Source organism: Citrobacter sp. Cm038 (genome assembly GCF_030333105.1).
Classification (GTDB): Bacteria; Pseudomonadota; Gammaproteobacteria; order Enterobacterales; family Enterobacteriaceae; genus Citrobacter; species Citrobacter murliniae.
The window spans coordinates 530,680-556,430 of the sequence record NZ_JAOWGO010000025.1 but is presented as its reverse complement, the minus strand read 5'-3'; the positions used below and the strand labels follow the sequence as shown (position 1 = coordinate 556,430).

Below are 25,751 nucleotides of genomic sequence, written 5' to 3'. Positions count from 1 at the left end.
GGAATGGTTGAGAATAATGCTCTCTGTTGCAGCTATATTGCAGCATTATTTTTCTCGTTCCAGATTTGCAACGATGAAACTCATTTTTGCGCCTACCCAATACCCAGCTCAGCCACTAATGTTTATCCATAACTCAAGCCTTCCGAGGCGCCCTTTCATCACCTGGAGAAAGAAAAATGACTATTGCTTATAAACGTCTTGATAAAGATCAGGCTGCCGTACTGCTGGTTGATCACCAAACGGGTTTGCTGTCTCTGGTTCGTGACATAGATCCAGACAAATTCAAAAACAACGTACTGGCTTTGGCCGATCTGGCGAAATACTTCAAGCTACCCACCATTCTGACCACCAGCTTTGAAACAGGCCCTAACGGGCCACTGGTACCCGAGCTGAAGGCGCTGTTCCCTGAAGCCCCTTACATCGCTCGTCCAGGGCAGATTAACGCCTGGGATAATGAAGATTTTGTCAAAGCGATTAAAGCGACGGGCAAAAAGCAGTTGATCATTGCCGGGGTTGTAACGGAAGTGTGCGTTGCGTTTCCTGCGCTGTCCGCAATTGAAGCGGGATTTGATGTATTTGTGGTCACTGACGCGTCTGGCACGTTTAATCCTTTGACCCGTGACTCCGCATGGAATCGTATGTCTTCCGCCGGCGTCCAACTGATGACCTGGTTCGGTCTGGCCTGTGAACTACACCGCGACTGGCGTAATGATATTGAAGGGTTGGGAACCCTGTTCTCCAACCATATTCCTGACTACCGCAACCTCATGACCAGCTATACCACGCTGACATCCGAAAAATAATTCGCAAGTGACACTTTTTATACAAAACCCGCCATTGTCGGCGGGTTTAAATAAATGGTCGTCGCGCAAATTAATGATGCAGCATCTCGTCAACGACCTCTGCCGCTTTTAGCTGATACGGATAATACGTCGGCCAGTTGTCCATCTCTTCAAGCAAAGCCGCCTGTGAGGTATTACCGGTAAATATGTGGAAATGGCTCGACTTGCGCGGTGCGATAATATGATCGCTGAACTGAACATACTTTGGTGCTTTACTGCCGGCATCTTTGCATTCAAACAGGTAGCGAACGCCTTTCTTACCTGACTGATAAGTCAATATTTTATATCCGGCATAATCATACTTGCACGATTCAACCTGATTACCGGTATGAAATTCCATCACCCCATCCTCAATGCCGATGGTGTCCACATTGGTTACATAACCTTTACGGTAATAGGCTTTAATCTCATCCGCCGTTTTGCTTTTGTCCTTCTCCGCTTTCTTTTTGAATACCGGATCAAGTTCACCGCTAACCAGATATGGGTATACAGACTGCCACATGCCATCCCAGTCGCTCAGCGACCTGTCCTTGACATTTTTATCATCGAAAACACCTTCTGACGCTTTTTGCTCTATTTCTGTCATCGGTGCACCGTGGGAATGGTGACCATGAGCTAGAGCCTGACCACTGGCTAAAAGCATCCCCAGAACGACTGCCAGTTTTTCAAAACGAATAGCCAAAATTTCACCCTCAAAATGTTTGCGAGCGAATTGTTATAATATAACATCACAAAATAATCAACACTGATGTTATAAATTCAACCTTGCTGGTGGGCGATTTTCCAGCGGCTGTCAAAATGGGCCTGATACTGTGCCACAACGGCAGGCTCTCCCCTGATAACCAGAACATTCTCAGAATTCTCAAACTCTGCAGATTTGGCAAAATTGAAAGATCCGGTCTCCAGCGTATCGCCATCAATAATCATCACTTTGTCGTGCTGTATGTGGTAATGACCGTCCAGTTGAACATCAATCCCATTGGCAGTGGCAAAAGTGATAGCTTTCTGACTGACCTTGCCCTGGTTGCGTTTTTTATCAACCACGGCCCGCACCACTACGCCTCGTTTTTCCGCATTCACCAGCGCCTTTACAATGTCTGCTGACTGGAAGGAATAAGCCATCATATCGATGGTGTGTTCTGCATGGTTAATTGAATCCAGTACTAATGCCCGAGCAGAGCCTTCCGGAGAAAAACCCACCTGTATCGAGGCATTAGCCTGCGGGATCACTGACCCAAATAAAATGGCAGCAGCAACAATATGTTTCATACTCACTTTCATGTATTACCGGGAGAAGAAGAAACGCCGAAGCAAACCCGACGGCAAATTCAGATTAAGGTGGATGTCGGACAGAGTAACGCCTGGGGGCAAATCTGAGCAAGCAATGCCTGCTGATGGCTGATCACAAGCATACCTAATGGGCGGCGCTGGCATTCCTCAAGGAGCAACATCCATATATCTCTTTGAATGGAAGGATCGAGCTGGGCAGTGATTTCATCTGCGATCAGAAAACGCGTACGCGGATCGAGCGCACGGAGTATTGCAATACGGGCCAGTTCACCGCCTGAAAGCTGCCTGGGCCGGCGGGTTAGCCATTCAGGGTTGATATGCAGACGGGCAAGCATGTCAGCATCTGGCTGCCACGCATCTCGTACCGCATCACCGGTGCTTCGCCAGGGGTTAAAAGTTAGCTCAGGGTGTTGTGGGACAAGTTGCACCGGGCAATATTGATGAGTTGGCAACGGTGAATCATCCACCAGTACTTCGCCTGATGTCGGTTTTTGCCAGCCAGCGAGAACGCGTCCCAGCGTTGTTTTCCCAGTCCCGCTGGGCGCGCAAATTCCCATGCGTTCCCCGGCAACAAGCGAGAAGTTCAGGTTTTGCCACAGCACTTTCCCTCCCTGGCGAATCACAACATCACGACAGCACAGCATTCAGCTCTCCAAAAAGTTGATTTTGTTCAGGTAATGCTTGCCATTGTCGCTGCAAATGTTCACTAATATCACCTCGCAGAAGCTGTTTCCGGCTCACGTTATCCGATACCCGCCCCTGATGCAGCGCGACAATCCGGTCGGCATGTCGCGCTGCCAGCGTAAGATCGTGTGTCACCCATAAAACGCCACGGCCTTGCTCGCAAAGACCACGCAACTGCTCAAGCAACTGATTCGCCAATGGGGCATCAAGCCAGGCGGTAATTTCGTCAGCAAGGATATAACGAGCCTGACTGAGCGACGCGTGACACGCCAGGACACGTTTCGCCATCCCGCCGGAAAGCTGGCGCGGAAATGCTTCCAGCACGCTTGACTCAAGTTCGCTACGCTGGAGCAAATGCTCTATTTCCTCCGTTTTCCATGCCTGACCGGAGAGCTGACTTACCCTTTTCAGATGTTTTTTAACAGTCAGCAGCGGATTAAGCGCCTGCACACCTTGTGGCACATAGCTGAAGGTATTACCGCGAAACGCCCGGATGTCATTGCGCTCCAGCTTCTTACCATCCAAAGTAATGGTCCCCTGAAAGCGCAAGTTTTCCGGCAAAAGATCAAGCAGGCATTGTAACAGCAGGCTCTTACCTTCTCCGCTTCCTCCGACTAACGCCACCATCTGACCAGGGGCAACATCAAAAGAGATATCTTGCAGCAGCGATGACCAATTTCTCGCGCCGTACCAGCGATAACGAGCCACCTCCAGCGAGGCCTGCTTCAAACTCAACATGCATTACCCCTTAGCCACAAACGATGCACTGCCCTGGCGAACTGGTCAAATAACATCACCAGGCTGAACAACATTAGCCCCGGAAACAACACCAACCACCAGTTACCATGACTGATAAACCGCAGGGCGTCCGCCAGCAACAAACCCAGTGAAGGTTCATGCGGTGCCAGCCCAAACCCAAGGAAGCTCAGCGCCGCGCTATGTAACACCGCATGAGGGAACATCAGCAGCGTGCCTGTCAACCATTGAGGCAATAACGCCGGGAAATAGTGATGGCGCCAACAGTAAAAATGACCGTGTCCCAACCGCCAGGTCAGTGTCAGGTAGTCACTATGTGCAACGCGTTCCGCTTCAGCACGCAGGATCAATGCCAGACGCGGCCAGTGGGTTAGCGCAACCGCCATAATCACCCCGCTTTTTCCACCGCCCAGCGTAAAACAAATCAGGATCAGCAACAGCAGATGCGGCATCGACAACATAGCATCGGTTATTAACCGCATAAGAACATCCAAACGCGGATGCAAACGCGAAACGGCAGCCATCAACAAGGCAATCAAACCGCTGCACAACGCTGCGCCAATCCCAATTTGCAGGCTGGTTAACGCCCCCTGAAAACATCGAAGCCATAAATCACGCCCAAGATTATCCGTACCAAACCAGTGCAGCGCATCCGGAGGCAAGTGCCGGGCAAGAAGATTGACGTTTACTGGATTATCCAGCGAAACTGAGCCATACACGGCAATAAAGAATAAACAGCCTACGGACAGCAAAAGACGAATTAACGTTGGTGTCGGGTTATAGAGCATCAGGACGCTCCAGTGCACGATTCAGAAAATGGACAAGCCAGGTTGAAACGGAGTTGCCGATGAACACCAGCACGGTACTAAACAAGACGATCCCCATTAGCAACGGCACATCACCACGTAATCCGGCATCAATCGTAGCCTGACCCAGTCCGGGATAAGCAAAGACTTTTTCAGCCAGTAATGCGCCGCCAAACAGTTCGCCGAGCGAAGCAAATTGCAGGCACAGCGCAGGCGTAATGGCATGACGCAGTACCTGGTGGCGTAAAAGCGACCATCCTCTGTCCCCCTGAGAACGGGCAAAACGGACAAATTCACTTTTCATCACGCTGGCGATACTTTCTCGCGTGTGGAGCGTAATCTGCCCCAGTCCCAGCAAGCTGAGGGCACATACGGGAAGCACCAGATGACGAAGACGTTCAGCAAACGTCGCCATTTCACCATTATTGCCCGGCTCCCATGCGCAGCAGACGGGCAACACAGGCCAGTGCACCGCGAATACTGCCAGCAATAGCATGCCGATCCAAAAGGTCGGTAAGGAAGAAAGCAGATAACTGAGTCGGCAAATAGCTCGGTCTGGCCAGCGGTTCAGGAAACGTCCGGCGACAAATCCCATTGCTGTTCCCAGCAAACCTGACATCAACCATGCCCCGCCAAGCAGTGCAAAGGACGTCGTAAAACGCTCTTTGATCACGCAGGCTACCGGCGCATTAAACAACATGGAATAGCCGAGATCGCCCTGTAGCACGCGCAAAAACCAGTGTCCAAAGCGCTCCCACAGCGGCTGATCCAGCCCCCAGCGAGCAGCAATTCGCCCATATTGCTCGGGTGGAACGTGCAGGAGATCGTTGCCAATGTAGGCACGAATGGGATCGACCGGTGAAAAGCTGAGTAAGATGAAGGTGCCAGCAGCTACCAGCACCAACAAAACGGCCAACCGAAGAACATACGCCAAAGCAAACTTCATTAACGGCAGGTCCAGGTCCATTCATCAAGATTATTGAGTAGTGACCAGCTACCGTGAATTTCCGGAGCACCAGAGCCTAAGTCAATACACGGATTTGCCAGATAGGTGTGCTGAATATTTAGCAACCATGCCCATGCAGCATCGCCCTGTACGCCAGCGCCGTGTTTCCCATCCCACTCCACCTGTTGCCAGAAAGGTAACGCATGCTGCCAGTCCGGGGCATCAATGGCCTGTTTGAGATGTTGCTCCACCACAGGGTTACTGTAGTAACCGGGATTGTAATACTCCACACCCGCAGCCTGCCCGCTGTAATGATGGAAAAGCTCCATCGGATCCAGGTTCCCCCATCCAAATAGCGTCGGGTTAGCATGCATATTGCGCTCAACGGTTTCCCAACTTCCTGATTGCAGGGATACTGCAATACCGACAGGTTCCAGCATTGAACGAACGGCTTCAGCGAGATCCCGACGAGTACTGTCGCCACTCGTATACCATAAGGTCAGACGGGCTTCTTTGCCGTCTTTCACGCGTACACCATCTTTACCCACTTTCCAGCCGGACTCTTCCAGGATAGTCCGTGCTTTTTCACTGTCGCCATCTTTGAAAGTGACGGATTTGCTCTGCCATGGAAGCCCCTGAACCGCGCTAAAAGCAGGGATAGCGTGCCCTTCCATAACCTGATCAGCTAATTGCTGCCGATTGATGGCGTAGTTAATGGCCCGTCTGATAGCAACATCGGCCGTGATATCGTTACCGACAGGATAGCCATTGGCATCTTTTTTACCTGCCGGAACCATTGGGAACACAATTCCCCGGTTTTCTACACTGTTGCGAACCCAGAGTTTGAGATCCTTCTGCTGTGGTGCTACGGCCATCGATGGCGCTATACGTACCAGGCCCAGTTGACCACTACGCGCGGCTGCGTAAGCGTTGTCTTCATCCAGGAAAACAAATACCAGCCGATTAAAATCATTTTTCTTGCCAACATACCAGGGGTTAGCCTCCACGATCAGTTGCTGCCCCGGCTGAAAACTCACCAGCCGATACGGGCCTGCACCAATCGGGTTTTTGGCGAATGTTTTTTCGTCATACAGTTTTGCCGGCACAATACCTAAAGAACCGAGTACGTTGACAAAGGTACTCTGCGGGCTACGAAGCGTAATTTCCACCGTGCGACTGTCGAGAAGCCGGGCATGGGTGAAATTACCCATGTCAATTTTCCCACCGCTTTGAGCTGCTTTGTTATAGGTAAACACCACATCTTCAGCCGTTAGCGCTGAACCATCGGAGAATTTAAGATCAGGTTTTAGCGTTAACGTCCAGGTTTTACCATCGGCACTGGTCACCACTTTCTCTGCCAGCAGGTTACCCCAGCTCATATCTGCATTTTGTTTTAATAGTGGTGCATGCAGAAGAAGATAACTGCCGTGGCTCCAGCCCAGCATCGGGTCAAACCCTTCCGTTGGTTCGGATCCAATAGCCAGCTTTAATGTCTGACCGTCGACCGCCTTTTGCGCAGCGATAAGTGGTGAGGTAAATGCGAGAGTCAATGCGCACGTAAGCAGCGCCAGCTTGCCTTTAATCATTATCTTATCCAGATTTTGTGTTTTTTTATGCCACACAACAACCCGCTGTCGTTGGGCGACTTCCTGGGGAAAGGATTATGGCGGACAGTATCGACGAAAAAAATGATACAGCGCAGAAAAGTATGACGATTTTAAAAAAACATCATACGACTTTCTAATATTCAGCAAGCGACATGACATTCTTTGCTGAAAGCATGTTTTAACAACATCTGATTTATTCAATTCGATATTAAATGAATGTCAATAATTACAAAGATAACTACTGGCTGATTTTGTCGTCCTTTCTGACTCGAACTTATGACAATTTATGTATATTTATTCAAGAAAGACACCAGAAGTGACAATTTATGTAAATTAATAATGATAATTATTTGTATTATCATTACCATCATTTATCTTACTTCCTTCTAATTTTTAACAAAGGAAGTTTGACTATGCGTTTAAAGCCCGTTGCTTCTGTCGTTCTGTCCTGTATTGGATTCAGCTGTACTAATGCCTTCGCAGAAGACGTTATGGTCGTGACCGCTTCCGGTTACGAAAAAAAGATCACCAACGCTGCTGCCAGCGTTTCCGTTATTTCACAGCAAGAATTACAAACCAATAAATATAATGACTTAGGCGAAGCCCTGCGCTCAGTTGAAGGGGTAGATGTTGAAAGCAGTACCGGTAAAACCGGTGGTCTGGAGATTAGTATCCGTGGTATGCCCGCCAGCTATACCCTGATTTTGATAGACGGTATTCGTCAAAACGGAAGCAGCGACGTTACACCAAACGGTTTCTCTGCCATGAACACCAGCTTTATGCCGCCACTGGCGGCGATTGATCATATTGAAGTGATCCGCGGTCCCATGTCTACGCTTTACGGCTCTGACGCAATTGGTGGTGTTGTTAATATCATTACCAAAAAAAGCACCGATAAATGGAGTACTTCCATCAATACCGGCGTGAACCTGCAAGAAAGTAATAAATGGGGTAACAGCACTGTCGCCAACTTTTGGTCAAGCGGTCCTTTAATCGCAGGCGTCCTGGATATGCAGGTTCGCGGCAGCACGACTCAACGGCAAGGCTCAAGCATCACTTCCCTGAGCGATACATCTTCGACACGTGTGCCCTACCCAACTGAATCTGAAAACTACAATATCGGTACTCGACTGGACTGGAAAACCAGCGAAAACAATACACTCTGGATGGATCTCGACTCAGCCAGACAGCGTTACGATAACGTTGACGGACAGCTTGGTAGCCTGACCGGGGGTTATGACAAGACGCTGCGCTATGAGCGTAACAAAGTGACCCTCGGCCACGATACCGCATTAACATTCGGAACCTGGAAGTCATCCCTGGGCTGGAATGAAACCGAGAATAAAGGCCGACAACTGGTCTCTTCCGCGCTCACACCAGAAAATGCTGGCCGGGCCGGTGATGCCCGTGAACTGAAAAATACCAACGTCATTCTGGACTCTCTGCTGCTGACACCATTAGGTGATTCGCACCTCTTAACCCTCGGGGGAGAATACTGGGATGCGCGTATGAAAGACGGTGTTGTTTTGGCCAATACTGGCGAAACATTCCACCAGAAAACATGGGCTGCCTACGCTGAAGATGAGTGGCACATTCTCGACTCACTGGCATTAACCGCAGGGACACGCTACGAACATAACGATGTCTTTGGCGGTCATCTCAGCCCTCGCGCCTACCTGGTCTGGGATGTATCTGAAGAATGGACGTTGAAAGGCGGCGTCACGACAGGATATAAAGCCCCGTCACTCAGCCAATTACACAATGGTATCAGTGGTGTTACCGCCCAGGGAACCGTCAATACGGTCGGCAACCCGGACCTTAAGCCCGAAGAGAGCACCAGCTATGAAACCGGACTGTATTATGAAAACGATACGGGACTGAACGCTAACATTACCGGCTTCTATACCGAATATAAGAATAAAATTGTCTCGTACTCTATTGATGATTATACCAATAGCTACACCAACAGCGGCAAAGCAAGAACTGATGGTGTTGAATTCGCCAGCACCTTCCCTCTTTGGTCGGACGTGCTGAGTTTATCCCTCAACTACACCTACACTCAGAGCAAACAAAAAGATGGCGATAATAAAGGCGCGCCATTGAGCTACACACCTAAACATATGGCTAACGCACGTTTGAACTGGCAGGCTACGGAAGATATGAATGCCTGGCTGAGCGCACGTTATCGCGGTAAAGCCCCACGTTTTACCGAGAATTACGACAATCTCAGCGCGGTACAAAAGAAAGTATATGACGACAAAGGCGCTAATTTAAAAGCCTGGACCGTTCTGGACATGGGACTGTCCTATAAACTGACCAAAGAACTGACGCTGAATACGGCAGTTAATAACGTACTGGATAAAGACTTTAGCGACGTCACACTGTATCAGGTAGGCCGCAATAGTACCTACGCGGGTGATTACTTCCAGACAGCGCAATCCACGACCGGCTATGTGATACCTGGCCGTAACTACTGGGTTTCATTGAACTATCAGTTCTAATTTTTGACAATTTATCATCCCGGGCTATTACTTATAGCCCGGACTCAACTGGAAAATAATGTTAATTTAGCATAATACCGTATCAGATTTACGAGCCATCTGCGCTCACTAAGTAATTCATAAGAATATAACGAGCATCCTGCCGCTTATGTTGATCAATTAATGGCACAAGCCTTCTGAAATGTTCACTTGCACAGTGTTCGTCGAGTGCTGCATGGTCCGGCCATTCTTCGATAAAAATAAAGTGTCCCGGATCCTTTTCATCAATATACAAATCATAAGAAATGCAGAGAGTTTCTTTTTTCGTTGCCGATACCAACTCATGATACAGAGGGATAACGATATCAACACACTCAACTTTTATGAAATCTTCGGCAATAACTTTTAACATTCGAACCTCCAGGCTAAATCTGACTACACACTATGTGTGAAAGAACCGTTTTAAACAAGATGGACTGACCTGGCGGTTGAACTGATAGGATAAAATTCACTGCAGTTTTTCATGGACAAAAAAGCATCACATCTTATGGATGATGATGCTTTTGATAATGTTGAATTGCTTTGGGGAACTAGATCAATTTAATCTTAATATCATAACTTTCAAGACCCGTCATTTTCTCACGAGCAATAAACTGAATGTCAGAAACTTCTTTTCCTGTCTTTTTTTTGAGCTCAGCTATTTTCTTTGTGATAAATTCAGATATATCTGTTTCAGTTTTACGTTTCAAATCTTCGACGTTCACTATGCACCTCTTCTGGTCTGTAACGGCATCAACGCGCCAGTAGGTATGATTCAGTATAACTATACTCTAAATAAATCGAGTTGCAGGAAGACAGCCAGCGAGACGATCTCGGGGACCTGACTCCGGTAAGTGATCCGGATGGACAAGCACAGCCAGCATATATGCAACCTGAAGTACGACGAGTATATGCAACCGTTGATATCTATAGACTATTCAGTAAGAAGATTCAATAACCACAGAGTTACTGTCTATTAGTTAGACAAAAATTGTTCATAGATGAAACAACAGCAGAAGAGTTTATACAACTTGGTAGTAAAAACGCCCGACAGCCATTACAACAACTTCGATGCAGCCTCAAGAATCTCATCAGAACTAACATCACGATCAGAGGCAACATAGACCACTTTATGATCTCCTGTTAGTGAAGGGAAGCCAGCTGACATCACGGTTAGGTGAGCTTTCTCACCATTTGGATACTCACGTAATATCGTGGTGATGCCTTCCATCAATGACACAGTAACCGCTGGTTCTGTGTTAAAAAAAACAATCACTTTTTTCATAACCGCACCATGATGCTCCTGACTGGAACACCTTTTAACAGGTTGAAAAAAAGGCCCCATAAAGGAGCCCAATATAATTATTTCCTGAAATCCAATGGAGCCTGGCCGGAACGAATGTACAGTGCAATATTATCAAATGTAATCATTGTAGATTTGCAAAAAATACATTTTGCCCCGAAAGGATTTCTGTCAGTAACATCGAAAGTCGATGTTCTGTATTGAGAACCATGACAACATGGACACCGGAAGTGAATATGATTAGTAATAACAGTTACCTTAAAGTGTCACGACATTAACTGCCGATGGGCCTTTGGGTCCCTGTTCCACACCAAACTCGACTTCCTGATTTTCATTCAGAGTTTTAAAATCGGTTCCCTGAATGGCAGAAAAATGGACAAACACATCTTTACTACCGTCTTTAGGAGTAATGAATCCAAATCCTTTCTCAGGATTGAACCACTTAACTAAACCAGTCATTTTATTAGACATCACTATTACCTTTATGAGTAAGCCCTTAGGCAGAATGGTCCGAAAAAAATTTATCAGAAAAAACCAAAAGGATTCTTAAGAGGTGAAAGTGAAGAGAAATACTTCAATAACTACTTCAGATAATTTTGTATCAAACCGCACAACCATTAACGCATGGTTAACCAAACATCGCAAGCTTTAGTTTCATCCTGACTCATTACTTCTTCCAACACACAGAAGAACAAGTGAAGTTTCCCAATAAAAAGAGGATGAAATTTATTGTAAGCCACTGCAAATCATACAGTAAATTTGGCTGATAATCTTATATCAAAATATTAAAGCCCTATTAGTGAAAGAAAGAAAATGCTGTCATCGATCAACGTCATTATCTGGGGGGATTTTGCGCCAAGGGTTCTCCGATGGCGCAGGAGGCTCAGGTTGTACAAACCGGAGATTGAAATCTTAAAGAATGATGAATCTGCGAGATAGCGGTTCTGAGTATAAAAATGGCTGTCTTACTTATACCAGCATCGTCCACCATTATCTGCCTGACTCGCATCCGGCAGTTCCTCGCAATCAGGAAGAGTTACTCCGTGTCTCGTAACCATGCGATATCCATCGGAACTGGTGTAATCGTCGTTCTGATGTTCATGATGGTGATGTTCCTTACGCTCCTGGTCACGCTTTGCGTCAGCATAACGTTGTGCGAAGTCCGCAGAACAGCCAGACAATAAAGTTGTGAATACAATAAATGTGATTAACTTTTTCATGTGTTGTGTCTCTTTTATTATAAATTAGCGAACAACTACCGATGCAACAGCATCATCCTGTCCCCAAACCAGAGTCGCATAACGGTCATCCTTACGATATTTACTACCGTCCTGAGAGATACGTGTCCACCCATCAGACTCCATTACATCAACAGCTTCCCCACGAAAGGATCCCACAACCATCTGATTTAAATGCGCGCGGATTACATCCGGAGAATTATATCCTCCGTGACGACGAGCATTTCGCTCATTCTGCTCTGCAGTTTTGTGAATATTACAAGTGGTACCTGCATTCATTTCAGTACAACCGGAACGCTCAAGCTGAGCGCGGTATTGAGCATTAATAGCTAAAGCCGGTGATGTATGAATTACAGCAACAATAGCCACAGCAATTAACTTCTTCATAATATTACCTCTTAAATATTTTCAGCGGTATCAAAGCCCGCACGACATGCTTCAAGTTTTCTGTCAGCACAAACTATTTCATCTGATATTGGACGCCCTTTAATCCCGGCCCTTTCTCAATGGAAGCTCTTCATTCAGTAACCTGAAACACTCTGGCAATATAGACATTAACTCCGTAAAAAATAACAACTTCACAATGATAAACCGCATATTTTACTTTCATTCACAAGTCGAATTTAACATCTTAATAAATATAGACTTCTGACTCACGATGGAATCAATGTTGACATTTATTTGCATGACGGCAGATTACTAACGACAAAAACATGGCATTTAGTTTATCTTAAACATGCTATTAACACGCAAACCAAATGCATCTTTGCTGTATTAATAAATATCACCATGCATATCAGATATGCAAACAGTTTTTACAACCCACCCCTTAATGGGATTATTCTGACTGCGAGTATTGCGCATGAAATAATGTAGACATTCATTTGCAAAGCACCTGCTCTAAACATTGCCCGACACAGAACGTTGCAAAAATGTATAAGTTTATTAGTCAATATATAACAAAATATTGTAACCGAAGTTATTTCAATAATATTTCACATATAAAAGTTGGATGTTGATAAACTTATCATCGTGCAGGCCATAAACGATAAGGATCGACAGGCAAAAAAACGGGAACCGTTCGGTTCCCGTTCTCCCACAACCCAGAATCTGGATTACATGTTTTCGATGATCACGTCGCCAAACTCTGAACATTCCAGCGGGTTAGCACCGCCCATCAGACGTTCGAAATCATAACTTACGGTTTTGGCGTTGATTGCGTCTTCCATTAATGGAATTTCTTTTGGAAGATAGCAGTTTTTATCTATTTGTCATCATTAATATATCTGGCTAGATATGTTTTTTATACAAATTTATGAAATTAAAAAATCTGCCATAATGACAGATTCCTTTAATTTATAATTAGAGATTTGCAACGTTATGGTATACTTTTTGTACATCATCGTCATCTTCAAGGGCATCAACAAGTCCTGCAAAGATTTCTAAATCTTCTGGTGAAAGTTCAACTTCTGATTGAGCAATCATTTCTAATTCTGTTGTTGAGAATTCAGTAATTCCAGCTGCTTTTAGAGCTGCAATTCCTTTGTGAAGATCTGTAGGTTCAGTATAAATAACGATGTTTCCTTCTTCTTCGGTTACATCACGAACATCAACTTCAGCATCAAGCAAAATTTCAAAAATATGGTCAGGGTCTGTGCCTTCAAATACAATCACGCCAGTATTGTCAAACATATAGCTGACAGCACCTGCCGCTCCGATATTCCCGCCTTTTTTATTGAAAATAGTGCGGACATTAGCAATCGTACGGTTAACATTTGATGTCAAGGTTTCAGCGATAATCATTGAACCATTTGGCCCAAAGCCTTCATAACGCCCTTGCACGAACGTTTCATCTCCGCCACCTTTGGCTTTATCAATGGCTTTATCAATAACATGCTTTGGAACTTGTGCTTGTTTTGCACGTTCAATAACGAATTTTAAAGATGAGTTTGATTCTGGATCTGGTTCGCCTTGTTTAGCAGCAGCATAGATTTCCACACCGAACTTTGCATATACTTTTGACGTTGCACCGTCTTTAGCCGTTTTTTTAGCAACAATATTGGCCCATTTACGTCCCACTGGAATGCTCTCCTCGACAATTTATTTACATTACTGGCAGGTTAATAACCTGCCAGTTTTTTTCCGTCATATTATATCATAATATGTAAATACTCGTCTATGAGAAATAAAACATCCAAACTTTACGAAATGTTACTTTGATTTTATCAATAGCTAATATTGTAGATAAGCTACTTCCGAACTTCCTTCTGGTTCTTTTGTTTTTTCTTAATAATTGATCTGCAGCAATAATACATAAGGCAAGAGAAACAAAAGTGATAATCCAGACAAAAACACCTACTGTGTCGGAGAGATGCTATGTTCGTATACATATTTATGATGGCAAATTAGCATCCAAATCCACCTGGTTATAAAACTCCTGCTCCAGTTTCGTTTCCAGTATCGAACGAATCTCAAATGCCAGATTTTTATAAAAAACCGAAAACTCGTCATTTTTGCACAACAGAACAATTTTGCGACGCTCTTTACGTTTTTTGATCCGGATGATCTTTAGCGAGTCAGAAAAAGCTGGAATAGTGGTAATAAACAGCGGTGTAGTTAACGTCCACCCGTAACCACAGGCTATCAGTTTCAAAATCTCATCAGCATTGTCCATTTCAAACTGAATGGCAGGAGAAAAGTTTTGCCATTTTAGCCAGTTGAGTGTCTGGATTCCCGTTGGCGTATTTTGGGTATAAGCAATGTAGTTCCGCTGCTTACATAATTCTTCCAGCTCTGTTTCCGGCCATGTTTTGGGACAAATACATAGAAACTCTTCCTCAATCAACGGGTACATTCTAACATTGGGCGGCATTTCAGTATGTAACATGGTTACAGCCAGATTAATATCCCCCTTATTAAGCGCCTGGAGCAATCCAGATGCTGTGCCTGTCACCTGAAAAATATGCTTCACCTGTGGTTGCAGAAACTTAAGGATATCCAGGCCAACGGTTTTACTAATTGAATCCACAAAACCAATTTTCAGATTCGAAATATGTCCGTCGCTTATTGCATTGATATGTTCTTGCAGGTGAACACCGTTATCAATAATTTTTTTTCCTAGCGGGTAGAGTGCTTGCCCGGCAATTGTCATCTGGATTGGTCGCTGTGAACGGTTGACCAGAGCAGTATTTAATCCTACCTCAAGGTTTGCAACCTGCTGCGAAATTGATGACTGAGTCACGTTGAGTTTCCTGGCTGCAGCTGTAAATGAGCCTGTGTCTATCACGGCTAAAAATGCCTGTAATTGCTTAAAATCGAAGTTAATATCCTTCATCCCCATCCCTTAGCATTACATTTTTTAATAGTATCTATCTAACTTTTAAATGGTATTTTTTCTTTGAGCTACTTCAAACTATCTGTCACATCACTAAATTAAGGTATAGCCACCTTAATACACAAGAGAAACAGAAATGCGTGAAGAGAAGGATTTATTAGGAACTTTAATGGTGCCAGATGAAGCTTACTACGGTATTCAAACACAACGTGCGGTGCTGAATTTCTCAGTATCGGGCAAAACAGCAGGAGAAATCCCACACTTTTTATGGTCTATCGCCGCAATCAAGCAAGCGGCAGCACAGGCGAACAGACAAATTGGTGCGCTGGATCAGCAGAAAGCGTCGGCCATCGTTACAGCATTGAAGGAGGTAATGGCCGGTGATTTTGATGCCCATTTCCCCATTGATGTTTTTCAGGGAGGCGGCGGCACTTCAACCAACATGAACATGAATGAAGTGGTCGCAAACCGTGCTAATGAGCTAATAACCGGCAAACGTGGTTATGATGAGATTCACCCGAATACCCACGTTAATATGGGACAGTCAACGAATGACGTCATCCCTGCGGCGATGAAAATGACCAGCCGCATGAATATAGATCAATTGTTAGTCCAATTGGAAAAACTGGAAGCAGTGTTAACAGAAAAAAGTTGCCTGTTTGCTGACAAGGTGAAATTAGGGAGAACCTGCTTACAAGATGCAGTGCCGATGACGTTTGGCCAGCAATTTGGCGCTTATCGCACGCAGGTAAGCAGACTTAAAGCAAAAATGGTGGAAGTCAGAGAAGAAGCATTATTTTTACCGTTGGGAGCGACAGCTATAGGTACGGGATTGTCCACTCACGAAGGATATATCCCGGCAGTTTATCAGTGGCTGGAAATTATTACTGGTGATAAATATACCCCGGAAGAAGATTTCTTTGATGGTCTCCAGCACGGTGACTTTTATATTGAATTTTCCGCACAGCTTAAAAAAATAGCTGCGTTTCTCTCCAAAATGGCTACCGATTTTCGTATTCAGGGTTCAGGACCAAGAGCTGGCTTTAATGAAATTATTGTCCCTGCGGTGCAACCGGGCTCTTCAATTATGCCAGGCAAAATTAATCCTGTAATGCCCGAACTGATAAATCAAATTGCGTATCAGGTGATTGGCAATGACCTAACTGTGACGATGGCTGTTGAGGGTGGTGAACTTGATCTGAACGTGTGGGAACCGGTGCTGTTGAAAGCGCTCTTTGAATCCTGCTCGTTATTGACTAAAGGGATACCTTTATTTATTGACAAGTGCCTGAAGGATATCGCGATCAATGAAGAAGTGAGCGCTCGTTATGCAGAGGAAAGTACAGCGCTTGCGACCATTATCGCAACACTGTTTGGCTATCAGGTTGGCTCTCGAATTGCCAAGGCTGCGTTTCAGCAACGGACCAGTGTAAAGCAGGTCGTGTTAGCAGAAAAGCTGCTGACGCCAGTACAGGCAGATTATTTGCTTGATCCAATGAATATGACCGATCCACAAAAAAGTACAGCAGTGATTAAACGCTATCAAAAAGAAATGAATATTTCGTAGTTTATCAATTAAATAAATAATCAGTTTTAACTGGAGGTAATGAATATTTATATTCATTACCTAACCATCCTTTTTGCGAGAATTATAAATAAAAACAGGTCAATTTTATGGTGATGTTACATATCGTGTTATTGCTGGGAACTATCATGCTTGCCGCCCGTTGGGGGGGAATTGGCGTAGGGTTTGCTGGCGGGATCGGATTAGCAATTTCAGTTTTTATTTTTGATGTTCCGGCTGGTGCTCCACCTGTCGACGTCATGCTCATTATTCTGTCTACTATTGTTGCGCTCTCTGCAATGCAACAGGCTGGTGGAATGGATTATTTAGTAACTCTGACAGAGAAATTATTACGCAATAACCCAGGTTACCTAAATATTCTCGCGCCAACAGTGACCTTTATCCTGACTGTACTTTCCGGTACGGGGTATACCGCCATGTCGGTCATGAATGTGATTCAGGAAGTTGCAAAAGATAACGGCATTAGACCCAGCCAACCATTAAGCTCTGCCGTTGTAGCTTCACAGCTAGGTATTACAGCCTCACCAATCTCTGCAGCCACGGCAATTATGTATGGCACCGTGGAGATAATGGGAGTCAGTTTTGGTGATGCTATGTTGATTGTTTTTCCCACCGCTTTTTTTGCTATGTTGGTCGCAGCTTTCATCGCCAGCAGACAAGGTGAAAGTCTGGCTAACGATCCCGTTTGCCTAAAAATCATGCAGGAAAATAAAGTCGTTATAAATAAACATACCAGCTGTAAAATCCCCGCCAGTGCTAAATCCTCGGTAGTAATATTCCTGGTAGGTGTTGTATTTGTTGTTTGCATGTTGATGTTTAAATCGGTTATCGGACATACAATTAACTCCCGTGATTTAATAATCATTACCATGTTTATAGTTTCCACGCTAATTATTTTTATCTGTAAACTAGACATGAAAGAACTGAAGAACTCACCTATATTTAAATCTGGTGCTGAATCACTGGTTGTGGTGTTAGGTATTGTATGGTTAAGCAGCACGCTTATTGGCGCCCATATCGACGAGATAAAAATACAAGCTAGTGATATGTTACGTATGTATCCAGGACTACTGGCGGTAGTTTTTTTCTGTACCAGCGCAATGTTGTTCAGCCAGGGTGCTACATGTGCTTTATTAATGCCCATTGCTGCTTCTATTGGCATTAGCGCTGACGCAATATTAGCTAGTTTCGTCGCTGTTAGCGCGCTTTATCTCACTAATATTTACCCAACAACTGCATTTGCAATTGCAACTGATGATACAGGATCTTTTTTAAGTAATCGGTGGAATGGATCTAAGATAATTAATCATCCATTCTTTTTGCCAGGCTGTATTTCTATATTGACTGCAGTCCCAGTAGGTTTCGCTTTGGCAAAAGTTATTCTTTAATTTATATCATTACTAAGTAAGTATAGGAAATAGTAAGAAACAACCCAAAATATGTTGTCATTCACAGATAAACGACAATTCATTTCTTGCAAAACTATCAAAAACAACGTCCGCTCCAGGCAATAATGGAGCTGAATATTAACGAACATCCACCAGTAATAACCGCAAAAAAAATTGAGGTATATCTAACTGAAACCTGGCGGTATAACTACCATCTGACCATCCAACCTCCCCCAAACTACTGCAGGGGTTTGATAACTTATTTTGATAACCGTTGGCAGCCTAACCAAAAACAACGGGAGCGTTACGCTCCCGTTAGTAAATTTAACAAATTATCGCATTACATGTTTTTCGATGATCCCGTCACCAAACTCGAACATTTCAGCAGCTTAGCTGCCGTCCATCAGACATTCGAAATTATAGGTTATAGATTTCGCGTTAATCGCGCCTTCCATACCCTTAACGATCAGGTCAGCCACTTCTACCCATATGTCGGTGAAGTAGTTAGATCGTTCAATCACAACAATCTGATATTAAAGTATAATTTAACCAATTCTCATATATCTCACTGACTATTGGGACTCCCATAACCCACTGATGATCAATATATGTTTTAGGGTTTTGATAACCGTTTTTGGGTAAATACAACCACCCGACCATTCAAAATGGTTACCGCTAATGGCAACTCTCAATGCCTACCATGCTAAAGCCATACAGCCGTATAGATCCGCTATGAGCGAGAAGCATACGTTGAATAAAGTCCTATCGGGGGATATAAGTTACTTCTGGTAAGTACGACTTACTTGAAGTGTTTTTACTGGCATCAATCCCCGTAGGTATGAGTTTGTCTTTGTACGAATCAAAACTCATAAATGACGAGTACGAAAACTGGTTAGGCCGTAATCAATACGACACCTGCATCCTGCATCGCTGTGAGGGCCGCCTCTTGATCCATTATTTGCTCTGGCAACATAAAACCGGTCAATGGGCTTTTGAGTAGCGCTTCGATGACGATAGTAACGCCAAGGGCTGTGAAATGCGCCTGTCCTTGTGGGTCTGAAGCGATAATTCGTTTGGACTCTGAAGCGCCTGACACGTTAACACCCTGTATATCAACATACAGTTCTACCGACGCTTGAGTGGCATTTCTCTTACCCTCTGAAGTCCCCACGGCGACATCAAGCCTGATATTGTCAGCACGAGTCATTGCCGCAATAGCGCTGACATCCAGGATACCAAACGGCGTAGTCTCGACACATTCACCACTGATAAGACAAATGTTACTCTGCTCAGCGGTATAACCCCAGATACCATCTTCCCGTACAAATGCAGGAGCTATCGCCTGATTAAGCTCTTTTTCAGTGACTTTACCTATAGGATCTTCTGGGTCGTGCACTGCGGTCAGCTGTACACGTTTAACAGAATTAAACTGGCTGGCAAGTTTATCAACCAGCGGTAAAAACATTCCCGCCTCATAGTAACCTAATGGTACGATCGGCGAAGTCGCATGATGGAGCAGCGCCATGTTCAGTAGAGGTGCATAGCCGTCGGCAGTCCCTACCGTAATATCAATAAAAGCAATATTGTTGCGAATAGCGTATTCACCTAGTGTATGTTTTGGATCGGGTACGGCGCTGATAATAAGCTGTGAAGTCGATACAAGCGGCGGAAGCTCCCCGCTCATCAAATCAAGACAAACAGTCATGGCGTTTCCCAACTGGGCCGCAAGTTTTTCGCCATTTTGCGGCGAGCGGCCTGCCAGGATTAATTTCGCATCCGGAAAACGCGTCCGCAGCTGGGTGGCCAGATTACTGCCTATCATCCCATATCCGCCGGCAATAAAAATCTGCTGTGTCAGTTTGAAATTCATCATATTTCCTCATTTAACGTTGCTGATGAGGTGACTTTAGAACACAAATAAACTTTAATTAAGCTCATTAATTTTTATGAGTTAGTGAGTTTAAATCAGCAATGAATGTTAAAATTTCCGATTTTGAACCCTTTATCGCAGTAGCAACTTTTCGTAGTTTCCGGTTGGCAGCAGAAGCCGCAGGCGTGACATCTTCGGCAATGAGTCATTCGATCCGCCAGCTCGAGGAACGATTAAAGGTACGATTATTTAATCGCACGACTCGCAGCGTATCTCTAACGGATGCCGGGCATAAATTATTTGAATCGCTTTCCCCACTTTTCAATCATGCGATGGATGCCATTGAAGCAATAAATGATTATCGTGCCACACCCATAGGCACGCTACGCATTAACGCGGTCAGGCTGGGGGGGCGTTACCGACTCGCCCCTTTGGTTGCTGGGTTTAACAAAGACTATCCCGACGTCAGAGTGGAAATAATTCAGGACGATAATCTGGTTGATATTGTGAGTAGTGAATACGACGCCGGAGTGAGGCTGAGTGATATCATCGAAAAAGACATGATTTCTATCCCACTTGGTCAGCCTGTTCGTTACGCCGTTGTGGCAAGCCCAGAATACCTCCAAACGCATACCAGCCCAAAGCAGCCTCAGGATCTTCTGAATCACTCCTGTATCCAGTTTCGCTATCCTGGTGGGCGCAGCTATCAGTGGCAATTTGGTCGAGATAACGAGCGCATTGAGATTAATGTGAAGGGAATGCTTGAAGTAAATGACCTCGATGTTGCACTAAGTCTCGCACTGAATGGCGCTGGTATCAGCTACGTGTTGTATGAAATGGCTGAACCCCATATACACAGTCGCAAACTCGTTTCATTACTTGAGGATTGGCTGACAGATCTTCCCGGCTTCTATCTTTATTATTCCAATCGAAAATATGCCTCCGCAGCATTTCAGGCTTTTGTTGAGTATATAAAAAATCATCACTAATACCTGCAACGTCAGGGGAATGCCCGTAATAAGTACTCCTCGTTTTATAGAACATATGAATGTCATTAACGTCCGCACCTGGCACAGAACGGACCTAAATATTAACAGGCGTCCACCAGAAATAATAAAAAGCTTAGGAATGCCTAATGGGAACCTGGCAATAGAACTTCCATCTGACCGACCAACCTCCCCCAAACTACCAGGGGGTTTTGATAACTTATTTTGATAAAATTTTGATAACCGTTAGCAGCCTAACAAAAAACAACGGGAGCATTACGCTCCCGTTAATGAATTTAACAAATTACCGCATTACATGTTTTCGATGATCGCGTCACCAAACTCTGAACATTTCAGCAGCTTAGCGCCGTCCATCAGACGTTCGAAATCGTAAGTTACGGTCTTGGCGTTAATCGCGCCTTCCATACCTTTAACGATCAGGTCAGCCGCTTCAACCCAACCCATGTGGCGCAGCATTACATTGCTAAAATCATAGCAACCATCTGATAAAGCTGAAGTTATCATGTTTTCCATGTTCAAAAACAGCCAATAGCTACCTTTTACAACTCGTTGATTATCTGAGCTTTGATTTTAGTTTTGGGGAAGAGTTTTCACCAAGAATCCAAGTTTTTCACGCCAGCACATTCAACACGCTACCGCTGCTGGCAAACCTCGATGATAAAGCAGTTACTGCCACTGAGGTCCGATTTGAGCGAAAACCGGACATGTACATATCTGTCAAAAAAGCAATTTTTAGCTGCCACTTCCAGTGGATGGCGGTCGGTCAGGAGATAATAGAAACAAAACATAATCATTAAATGACTGAAAAATGAAAATTGTATAAACATTCATCTTAGATGACAATTTCAAATGCATCTCTATAATTTCCCCTAGTTCAAACCAGACAGAATCTAACCACTGCAAGTAGTTTTAAAATCATAGGAAAATAACGTGCATCAGCAGAAGCATATGGAAAATACACAACACATTTCAAAAATACATACTTTTAAAATTTTCATTGACTGATATTTTTAATTTATTTTCGTAAAAAAATCGACGCCCTATCCGGGTTTACTTTACATAGATGAGAAAGATATAGCGCCCTTCGATTAAATTTGCCTTCAGTAAGGTCATCAATGTTTTTCCTGAATGGGTACTTAATCCGTGCAGCTATGTCAAAGTCACTAATGCTTGCATGAGCTTTGGTAAGTTTAGCTATCCCATAAGTGCCATAGCCAAAGTAGCAACAGGATATATATGCTATGCAGATAGCATCTGCTGTTGTTGCTTTCCTGATAAGAATGGCTAATATTTGCTCTCTTATTTTTCTTCGAACTGTTTTCTCATATCTCTTAGTTATTGTTCTAACAAACTGTTGGTCTATAGTACTTGCGCCTTGATGAATGTTTTTAAATAATCTCAGATATATAGTTCTTAAAATAGCAACTGGATCAACTCCCCTGTGTAATAGTTGCCGATGATCCTCAGCCACTCTTAATATATCAATTAAAGATAAAGATATAGATCTTTCACTTATCGAACTAAGCCTTATATAATCAATACATTTATAATAATCTTCCATAATACTTTTAACCCTGAATTTAAAAACCATTTCTGCCAATAGCAAGTATGGCAATGACAGTAAGGTAATCAAAAAGCGCTTCGCTGCCATTTCACGTCTCCTGATGAATCTGCAGCGGTGGACCAAAATTTGCCATGCATAGCATCTGCATTCACCTTTTGGAAATACAGCAAAATGGTATAACTCCTTAACTCACCTTCCATTTTTATATTCAATGAGGCATGATTTTTCCTTAAGTAATTTCTCTTAATCACCCCTCGAACCTCTCCAATACTTCTATGCTTACCAGTGTATGGTCTTATATTATTATTGTTTTCAACGTCTTTTGTTTTCTCAATAAACCCTTCAATATTATTGTTGTCACATATTAAAGTCAGTGTATAAAACGTTTTTAAATTCAAGTAAGGATTATACGCAGATTTTAGTGTTTTACATTCAAGTTCAAAGACGCCCGAAAAATTTGGTGGCGGTTTAATATATTCTTTGAATATAAAAATCAATACAGCCGCAATAAGAGTAGCAAAAGCACCACTTAAGATTTGATTTGTGGAAATAAAGGTTAGAGATGGCTCAAGCCATTCCCAAAATATGTTGAAAAAATCAGTAAATTTATTCATAAATTTCTTTTGACAGTATGTTTTTTATATGATGTTACATTTTTGAGAAAAAAGCAACTTCGCCGATTAAAAACTATCTCGCTGGAATTTATGGGCATCATGTTATGAATACATTCTTATCCCATAGGGAATAAAACCCTATCTATAGAATAAAAATCCAAATTTTATCTTAATAAATCAGATAAAAGATACTTATACTACAAAGGTACTTGTGTAAGATCAAACTTTTAATCCTATAAGTTATAGATTGAAGCAACTGTGACTTATAGTGCGCACACTTAAGAATCTCCGATGACGATGGTAGCAGGAGACAACTTTTGACAACTCACTCCTATTACCAACTTACTGACTTGCTCCGCGTTGAGAGATTTATAGTTATGCCAGCACTGTCCGCTTCTGGCACGGAGCGGACGAGTTAACGAAGATGAAGGTCCGCTGTGAGCGAGGATCGGAAGTTAGCCTCGCAAGCACAAAAGCAGTCTGTCGGAAGCTCTATAAAAGTGAATGGTTCGTTTTGCAGGGATACTTACAAGATTATTCAGGGAGCATTGCGGAATGCAACACCTCAAGGATATTTCAACGCTGGACATTGCGGAGATAACTGATGCGATAAAGGCCGAAGGGCATAACAGAATGGCTCAGGTCGTTCGTATGGTGTTGATCGATGTTTTCAAAGAAGCTCAACATTCAGGTCACGTTCCACCTGGATATAACCCAGCAATAGCCAGCAAGCAGCCCAGATATAAAGTTACCAGGCAGAGACTGTCATTTGATGAATGGACCAAAATCTACGAAGCAGCCGAAAATCAGCAGCCTTATTTACAATGTGGGATGTTACTGGCGTTAGTCACCGACCAGAGATTGGGAGATATTTGCAAAATGAAATTCTCCGACGTATGGGATGATATGCTACATATAGAGCAAGAAAAGACAGGATCTCGGCTGGCATTACCACTTAATCTAAAATGTGAAATTCTGGGATTAACTCTACGTGAGGTGATCTCAAAATGTCGTGATGCTGTAGTGAGCAAATATCTTGTTCACTATCACCATACTACCTCGCAAGCAACCAGAGGTGATGGCGTTTCATCAAATAGCCTGACTACAACATTTAAGAAAGCCAGAGACAAATGCGGCATTGAGTGGGAAACAGGAACCGCCCCCACCTTTCATGAACAGCGATCATTGTCAGAAAGAATATACAGAGAACAAGGAATTGATACACAGAAACTGTTGGGACACAAATCAAGAAAAATGACAGACAAGTACAATGATGACAGAGGCAAGGATTGGATAATTGTTACTCTAACTGCAAGTTCATAACTGGCAGTATTGCCAGTTATATTTTTATAAGACAATGGAGGATGTCTTATTGACTTGTTCTTTTTTCACATAATTTAGCCAAGTCCCAGCGGGTTTTGACTTTTGATAAATTAGGTTTAAATTCAATCCAATTGCTATTCGAAAGATTAGTTAATTTTTGGCTTTCCCCTAACATTACAGATGCAACGCCAAACCCATAGTTCACACCTGGAATCAAACTGAACAAAGAACATATTTTACCAAGTGTTTGCATATAAGAATTAACACTCTCATTCCTTGAGTTTTTTAAGTTACTTTCTTGAGCTAATATTGCATAATCATATACACTACTATTCTTGTCACGCAAAAGCTTGGCAACGCTTTTACCGTACAATCGAGTGTTTTTATCATTTTTTATATCATTAAGAAAATCAATCGTATTAATTTCAAAATCAGGAAGAATAAAATCAACATTTGCCGAATTCAACAATGATGGTTCTAAAATCATAGGTTCTACATTTTTAAATTGGCTATCTAAATTACACAACCTTCTCATTAAAGCTCGCCTGCCACTAGATGAAATAACTTCAGCCCCATGAAGCATAGACAATTCGATATCACAAACCGCTTGCTGTATTATTATTCTTTTGGCAAAACCTGGAACTTTTGACAAAAGCCTTTTAATAGCGCCATCAGTCATCACCCAATTAAAATAATCGTCACTTAAATAAGTAGACTCTCCCAAAAAATCTATGCTCATAGGCATTCTCAAACCGAAATCTTTATTATAATACTCATTGTTAGATATTGAGGATGTAAAATCAGGAAGTGGATTATCTACTGGGGAAAAAATAATTTCGTCATAAATAGTGAATAATGTCAAAGAGATTTTTGTTATTTCATCATTCCTATTCCCCCATAACGTTTTATAATAAGTGTGGTTTTTCCCATAATCTTTATGAGTCAATTCTTTCGCAAAAAACTCTTGCAACGCACCAGAATAAGGATAGCTTAAAATTGCTTTTGACATTTACCCCCCTAATTGTTTTTAATATTATTAAATTCAAATAATTAAATATACTATATAAGCTGTATT

At 43.4% G+C, this 25,751-nt stretch carries 25 protein-coding genes and 4 pseudogenes; 6 read left to right on the top strand and 23 right to left on the bottom strand.

The genetic code is table 11. From position 1 onward, the window contains the following. Nucleotides 1–176 precede the first annotated feature (176 nt). On the top strand, nucleotides 177–803 hold the full coding sequence (gene ycaC, locus OGY01_RS22110; RefSeq protein WP_045441920.1) for an isochorismate family cysteine hydrolase YcaC: 627 nt from the start codon (nucleotides 177–179) through the stop codon (nucleotides 801–803). A gap of 70 nt (nucleotides 804–873) precedes the next feature. Here the strand turns inward: ycaC and zinT are convergent, their stop codons facing one another. The 7 genes from zinT to OGY01_RS22075 form a co-directional block, all read right to left on the bottom strand. Continuing rightward, nucleotides 874–1,518: a metal-binding protein ZinT gene (gene zinT / locus OGY01_RS22105; protein WP_502873423.1), complete on the bottom strand. Its 645-nt coding sequence runs from the start codon at nucleotides 1,516–1,518 to the stop codon at nucleotides 874–876. Nucleotides 1,519–1,601: 83 nt separating this feature from the next. Beyond that, complete coding sequence (locus tag OGY01_RS22100) at nucleotides 1,602–2,111, bottom strand: phospholipase D family nuclease (protein WP_404842361.1); 510 nt, start codon at nucleotides 2,109–2,111, stop codon at nucleotides 1,602–1,604. 59 nt (nucleotides 2,112–2,170) lie between these two features. Continuing rightward, nucleotides 2,171–2,776 carry an ATP-binding cassette domain-containing protein gene (locus tag OGY01_RS22095; protein ID WP_200011563.1) on the bottom strand — a complete coding sequence of 202 codons (606 nt, stop codon included), beginning with the start codon at nucleotides 2,774–2,776 and terminating at the stop codon, nucleotides 2,171–2,173. Beyond that, a complete protein-coding gene (locus tag OGY01_RS22090; RefSeq protein ID WP_200011552.1) occupies nucleotides 2,760–3,554 on the bottom strand; it encodes an ATP-binding cassette domain-containing protein in 795 nt (264 codons plus the stop codon). Before OGY01_RS22090 ends, OGY01_RS22095 begins: the two co-directional genes overlap by 17 nt. Next, entirely contained in the window at nucleotides 3,548–4,360 is an 813-nt protein-coding gene (locus tag OGY01_RS22085; protein WP_286493710.1) for an ABC transporter permease, read from the bottom strand. Before OGY01_RS22085 ends, OGY01_RS22090 begins: the two co-directional genes overlap by 7 nt. After that, nucleotides 4,350–5,324 carry an ABC transporter permease gene (locus tag OGY01_RS22080; RefSeq protein ID WP_286493708.1) on the bottom strand — a complete coding sequence of 325 codons (975 nt, stop codon included), beginning with the start codon at nucleotides 5,322–5,324 and terminating at the stop codon, nucleotides 4,350–4,352. Before OGY01_RS22080 ends, OGY01_RS22085 begins: the two co-directional genes overlap by 11 nt. Further along, nucleotides 5,324–6,910 (bottom strand): ABC transporter substrate-binding protein, encoded by a 1,587-nt coding sequence (locus OGY01_RS22075; protein ID WP_286493706.1) that lies wholly within the window; start codon nucleotides 6,908–6,910, stop codon nucleotides 5,324–5,326. Before OGY01_RS22075 ends, OGY01_RS22080 begins: the two co-directional genes overlap by 1 nt. 434 nt (nucleotides 6,911–7,344) lie before the next feature. Between OGY01_RS22075 and OGY01_RS22070 the strand changes: the two genes are divergently transcribed. Next, nucleotides 7,345–9,432, top strand: a complete 2,088-nt coding sequence (locus OGY01_RS22070; RefSeq protein ID WP_048221626.1) for a TonB-dependent receptor — start codon at nucleotides 7,345–7,347, stop codon at nucleotides 9,430–9,432. 88 nt (nucleotides 9,433–9,520) lie between these two features. On the opposite strand, the gene OGY01_RS22065 is transcribed toward OGY01_RS22070, so the two are convergent. The 10 genes and pseudogenes from OGY01_RS22065 to OGY01_RS22025 all read right to left on the bottom strand — a co-directional run bounded on the left by OGY01_RS22065 (nucleotide 9,521) and on the right by OGY01_RS22025 (nucleotide 15,325). Next, the gene (locus OGY01_RS22065) at nucleotides 9,521–9,823 is read right to left on the bottom strand and encodes a putative quinol monooxygenase (protein ID WP_045441902.1); all 303 of its coding nucleotides are present in this window, start codon (nucleotides 9,821–9,823) and stop codon (nucleotides 9,521–9,523) included. 178 nt (nucleotides 9,824–10,001) lie between these two features. Further along, nucleotides 10,002–10,175 carry a GnsA/GnsB family addiction module toxin gene (locus tag OGY01_RS22060; protein ID WP_045441900.1) on the bottom strand — a complete coding sequence of 58 codons (174 nt, stop codon included), beginning with the start codon at nucleotides 10,173–10,175 and terminating at the stop codon, nucleotides 10,002–10,004. A gap of 332 nt (nucleotides 10,176–10,507) precedes the next feature. Further along, a complete protein-coding gene (locus OGY01_RS22055; protein ID WP_045441897.1) occupies nucleotides 10,508–10,735 on the bottom strand; it encodes a hypothetical protein in 228 nt (75 codons plus the stop codon). 77 nt (nucleotides 10,736–10,812) lie between these two features. Beyond that, complete coding sequence (gene ymcF / locus OGY01_RS22050) at nucleotides 10,813–11,001, bottom strand: cold shock small protein YmcF (protein ID WP_071829076.1); 189 nt, start codon at nucleotides 10,999–11,001, stop codon at nucleotides 10,813–10,815. A 10-nt stretch (nucleotides 11,002–11,011) separates the two neighbouring features. Next, entirely contained in the window at nucleotides 11,012–11,224 is a 213-nt protein-coding gene (gene cspE, locus OGY01_RS22045; RefSeq protein WP_045441895.1) for a transcription antiterminator/RNA stability regulator CspE, read from the bottom strand. A gap of 494 nt (nucleotides 11,225–11,718) precedes the next feature. Next, the gene (locus OGY01_RS22040; protein WP_045441892.1) at nucleotides 11,719–11,973 is read right to left on the bottom strand and encodes a membrane lipoprotein lipid attachment site-containing protein; all 255 of its coding nucleotides are present in this window, start codon (nucleotides 11,971–11,973) and stop codon (nucleotides 11,719–11,721) included. A gap of 24 nt (nucleotides 11,974–11,997) precedes the next feature. Beyond that, entirely contained in the window at nucleotides 11,998–12,378 is a 381-nt protein-coding gene (locus OGY01_RS22035; RefSeq protein ID WP_045441890.1) for a hypothetical protein, read from the bottom strand. A 728-nt stretch (nucleotides 12,379–13,106) separates the two neighbouring features. Further along, nucleotides 13,107–13,220: pseudogene (locus tag OGY01_RS23820) on the bottom strand (hypothetical protein); the annotation flags it as partial. A 133-nt stretch (nucleotides 13,221–13,353) separates the two neighbouring features. Further along, a complete protein-coding gene (locus tag OGY01_RS22030; protein WP_045441888.1) occupies nucleotides 13,354–14,070 on the bottom strand; it encodes a YebC/PmpR family DNA-binding transcriptional regulator in 717 nt (238 codons plus the stop codon). Between the two features lie 313 nt (nucleotides 14,071–14,383). After that, nucleotides 14,384–15,325, bottom strand: coding sequence for a LysR family transcriptional regulator (locus OGY01_RS22025; RefSeq protein WP_045441878.1), 942 nt, complete (start codon nucleotides 15,323–15,325; stop codon nucleotides 14,384–14,386). Nucleotides 15,326–15,461: 136 nt separating this feature from the next. Here OGY01_RS22025 and OGY01_RS22020 point away from each other — a divergent pair, with 136 nt between their 5' ends. Next, nucleotides 15,462–16,892: an aspartate ammonia-lyase gene (locus OGY01_RS22020; protein WP_045441875.1), complete on the top strand. Its 1,431-nt coding sequence runs from the start codon at nucleotides 15,462–15,464 to the stop codon at nucleotides 16,890–16,892. A gap of 107 nt (nucleotides 16,893–16,999) precedes the next feature. Next, nucleotides 17,000–18,298 (top strand): anaerobic C4-dicarboxylate transporter, encoded by a 1,299-nt coding sequence (locus tag OGY01_RS22015; RefSeq protein WP_286493705.1) that lies wholly within the window; start codon nucleotides 17,000–17,002, stop codon nucleotides 18,296–18,298. A gap of 332 nt (nucleotides 18,299–18,630) precedes the next feature. Here the strand turns inward: OGY01_RS22015 and OGY01_RS23815 are convergent. Both OGY01_RS23815 and OGY01_RS22005 read right to left on the bottom strand, forming a co-directional pair. Continuing rightward, nucleotides 18,631–18,786, bottom strand: a pseudogene (locus OGY01_RS23815) (NADP-dependent isocitrate dehydrogenase); the annotation flags it as partial. A gap of 404 nt (nucleotides 18,787–19,190) precedes the next feature. Then, nucleotides 19,191–20,171: a Rossmann-fold NAD(P)-binding domain-containing protein gene (locus tag OGY01_RS22005; RefSeq protein ID WP_156184445.1), complete on the bottom strand. Its 981-nt coding sequence runs from the start codon at nucleotides 20,169–20,171 to the stop codon at nucleotides 19,191–19,193. Between the two features lie 98 nt (nucleotides 20,172–20,269). Between OGY01_RS22005 and OGY01_RS22000 the strand changes: the two genes are divergently transcribed. Continuing rightward, nucleotides 20,270–21,157 carry a LysR family transcriptional regulator gene (locus OGY01_RS22000; protein WP_045441863.1) on the top strand — a complete coding sequence of 296 codons (888 nt, stop codon included), beginning with the start codon at nucleotides 20,270–20,272 and terminating at the stop codon, nucleotides 21,155–21,157. Between the two features lie 309 nt (nucleotides 21,158–21,466). On the opposite strand, the pseudogene OGY01_RS21995 reads toward OGY01_RS22000, so the two are convergent. The 3 genes and pseudogenes from OGY01_RS21995 to OGY01_RS21985 all read right to left on the bottom strand — a co-directional run. Beyond that, nucleotides 21,467–21,640 (bottom strand): annotated as a pseudogene (locus tag OGY01_RS21995) (isocitrate/isopropylmalate family dehydrogenase); the annotation flags it as partial. A 550-nt stretch (nucleotides 21,641–22,190) separates the two neighbouring features. After that, nucleotides 22,191–22,826: a transglycosylase domain-containing protein gene (locus OGY01_RS21990; protein ID WP_286493704.1), complete on the bottom strand. Its 636-nt coding sequence runs from the start codon at nucleotides 22,824–22,826 to the stop codon at nucleotides 22,191–22,193. Beyond that, a complete protein-coding gene (locus tag OGY01_RS21985; RefSeq protein ID WP_286493703.1) occupies nucleotides 22,805–23,353 on the bottom strand; it encodes a hypothetical protein in 549 nt (182 codons plus the stop codon). Before OGY01_RS21985 ends, OGY01_RS21990 begins: the two co-directional genes overlap by 22 nt. 531 nt (nucleotides 23,354–23,884) lie before the next feature. On the opposite strand from OGY01_RS21985, the pseudogene OGY01_RS21980 reads away from it, so the two are divergent. Then, nucleotides 23,885–24,676: pseudogene (locus OGY01_RS21980) on the top strand (tyrosine-type recombinase/integrase); the annotation flags it as partial. Nucleotides 24,677–24,722: 46 nt separating this feature from the next. Here the strand turns inward: OGY01_RS21980 and OGY01_RS21975 are convergent. After that, nucleotides 24,723–25,685, bottom strand: coding sequence for a hypothetical protein (locus OGY01_RS21975; RefSeq protein ID WP_286493702.1), 963 nt, complete (start codon nucleotides 25,683–25,685; stop codon nucleotides 24,723–24,725). Nucleotides 25,686–25,751 lie beyond the last annotated feature (66 nt).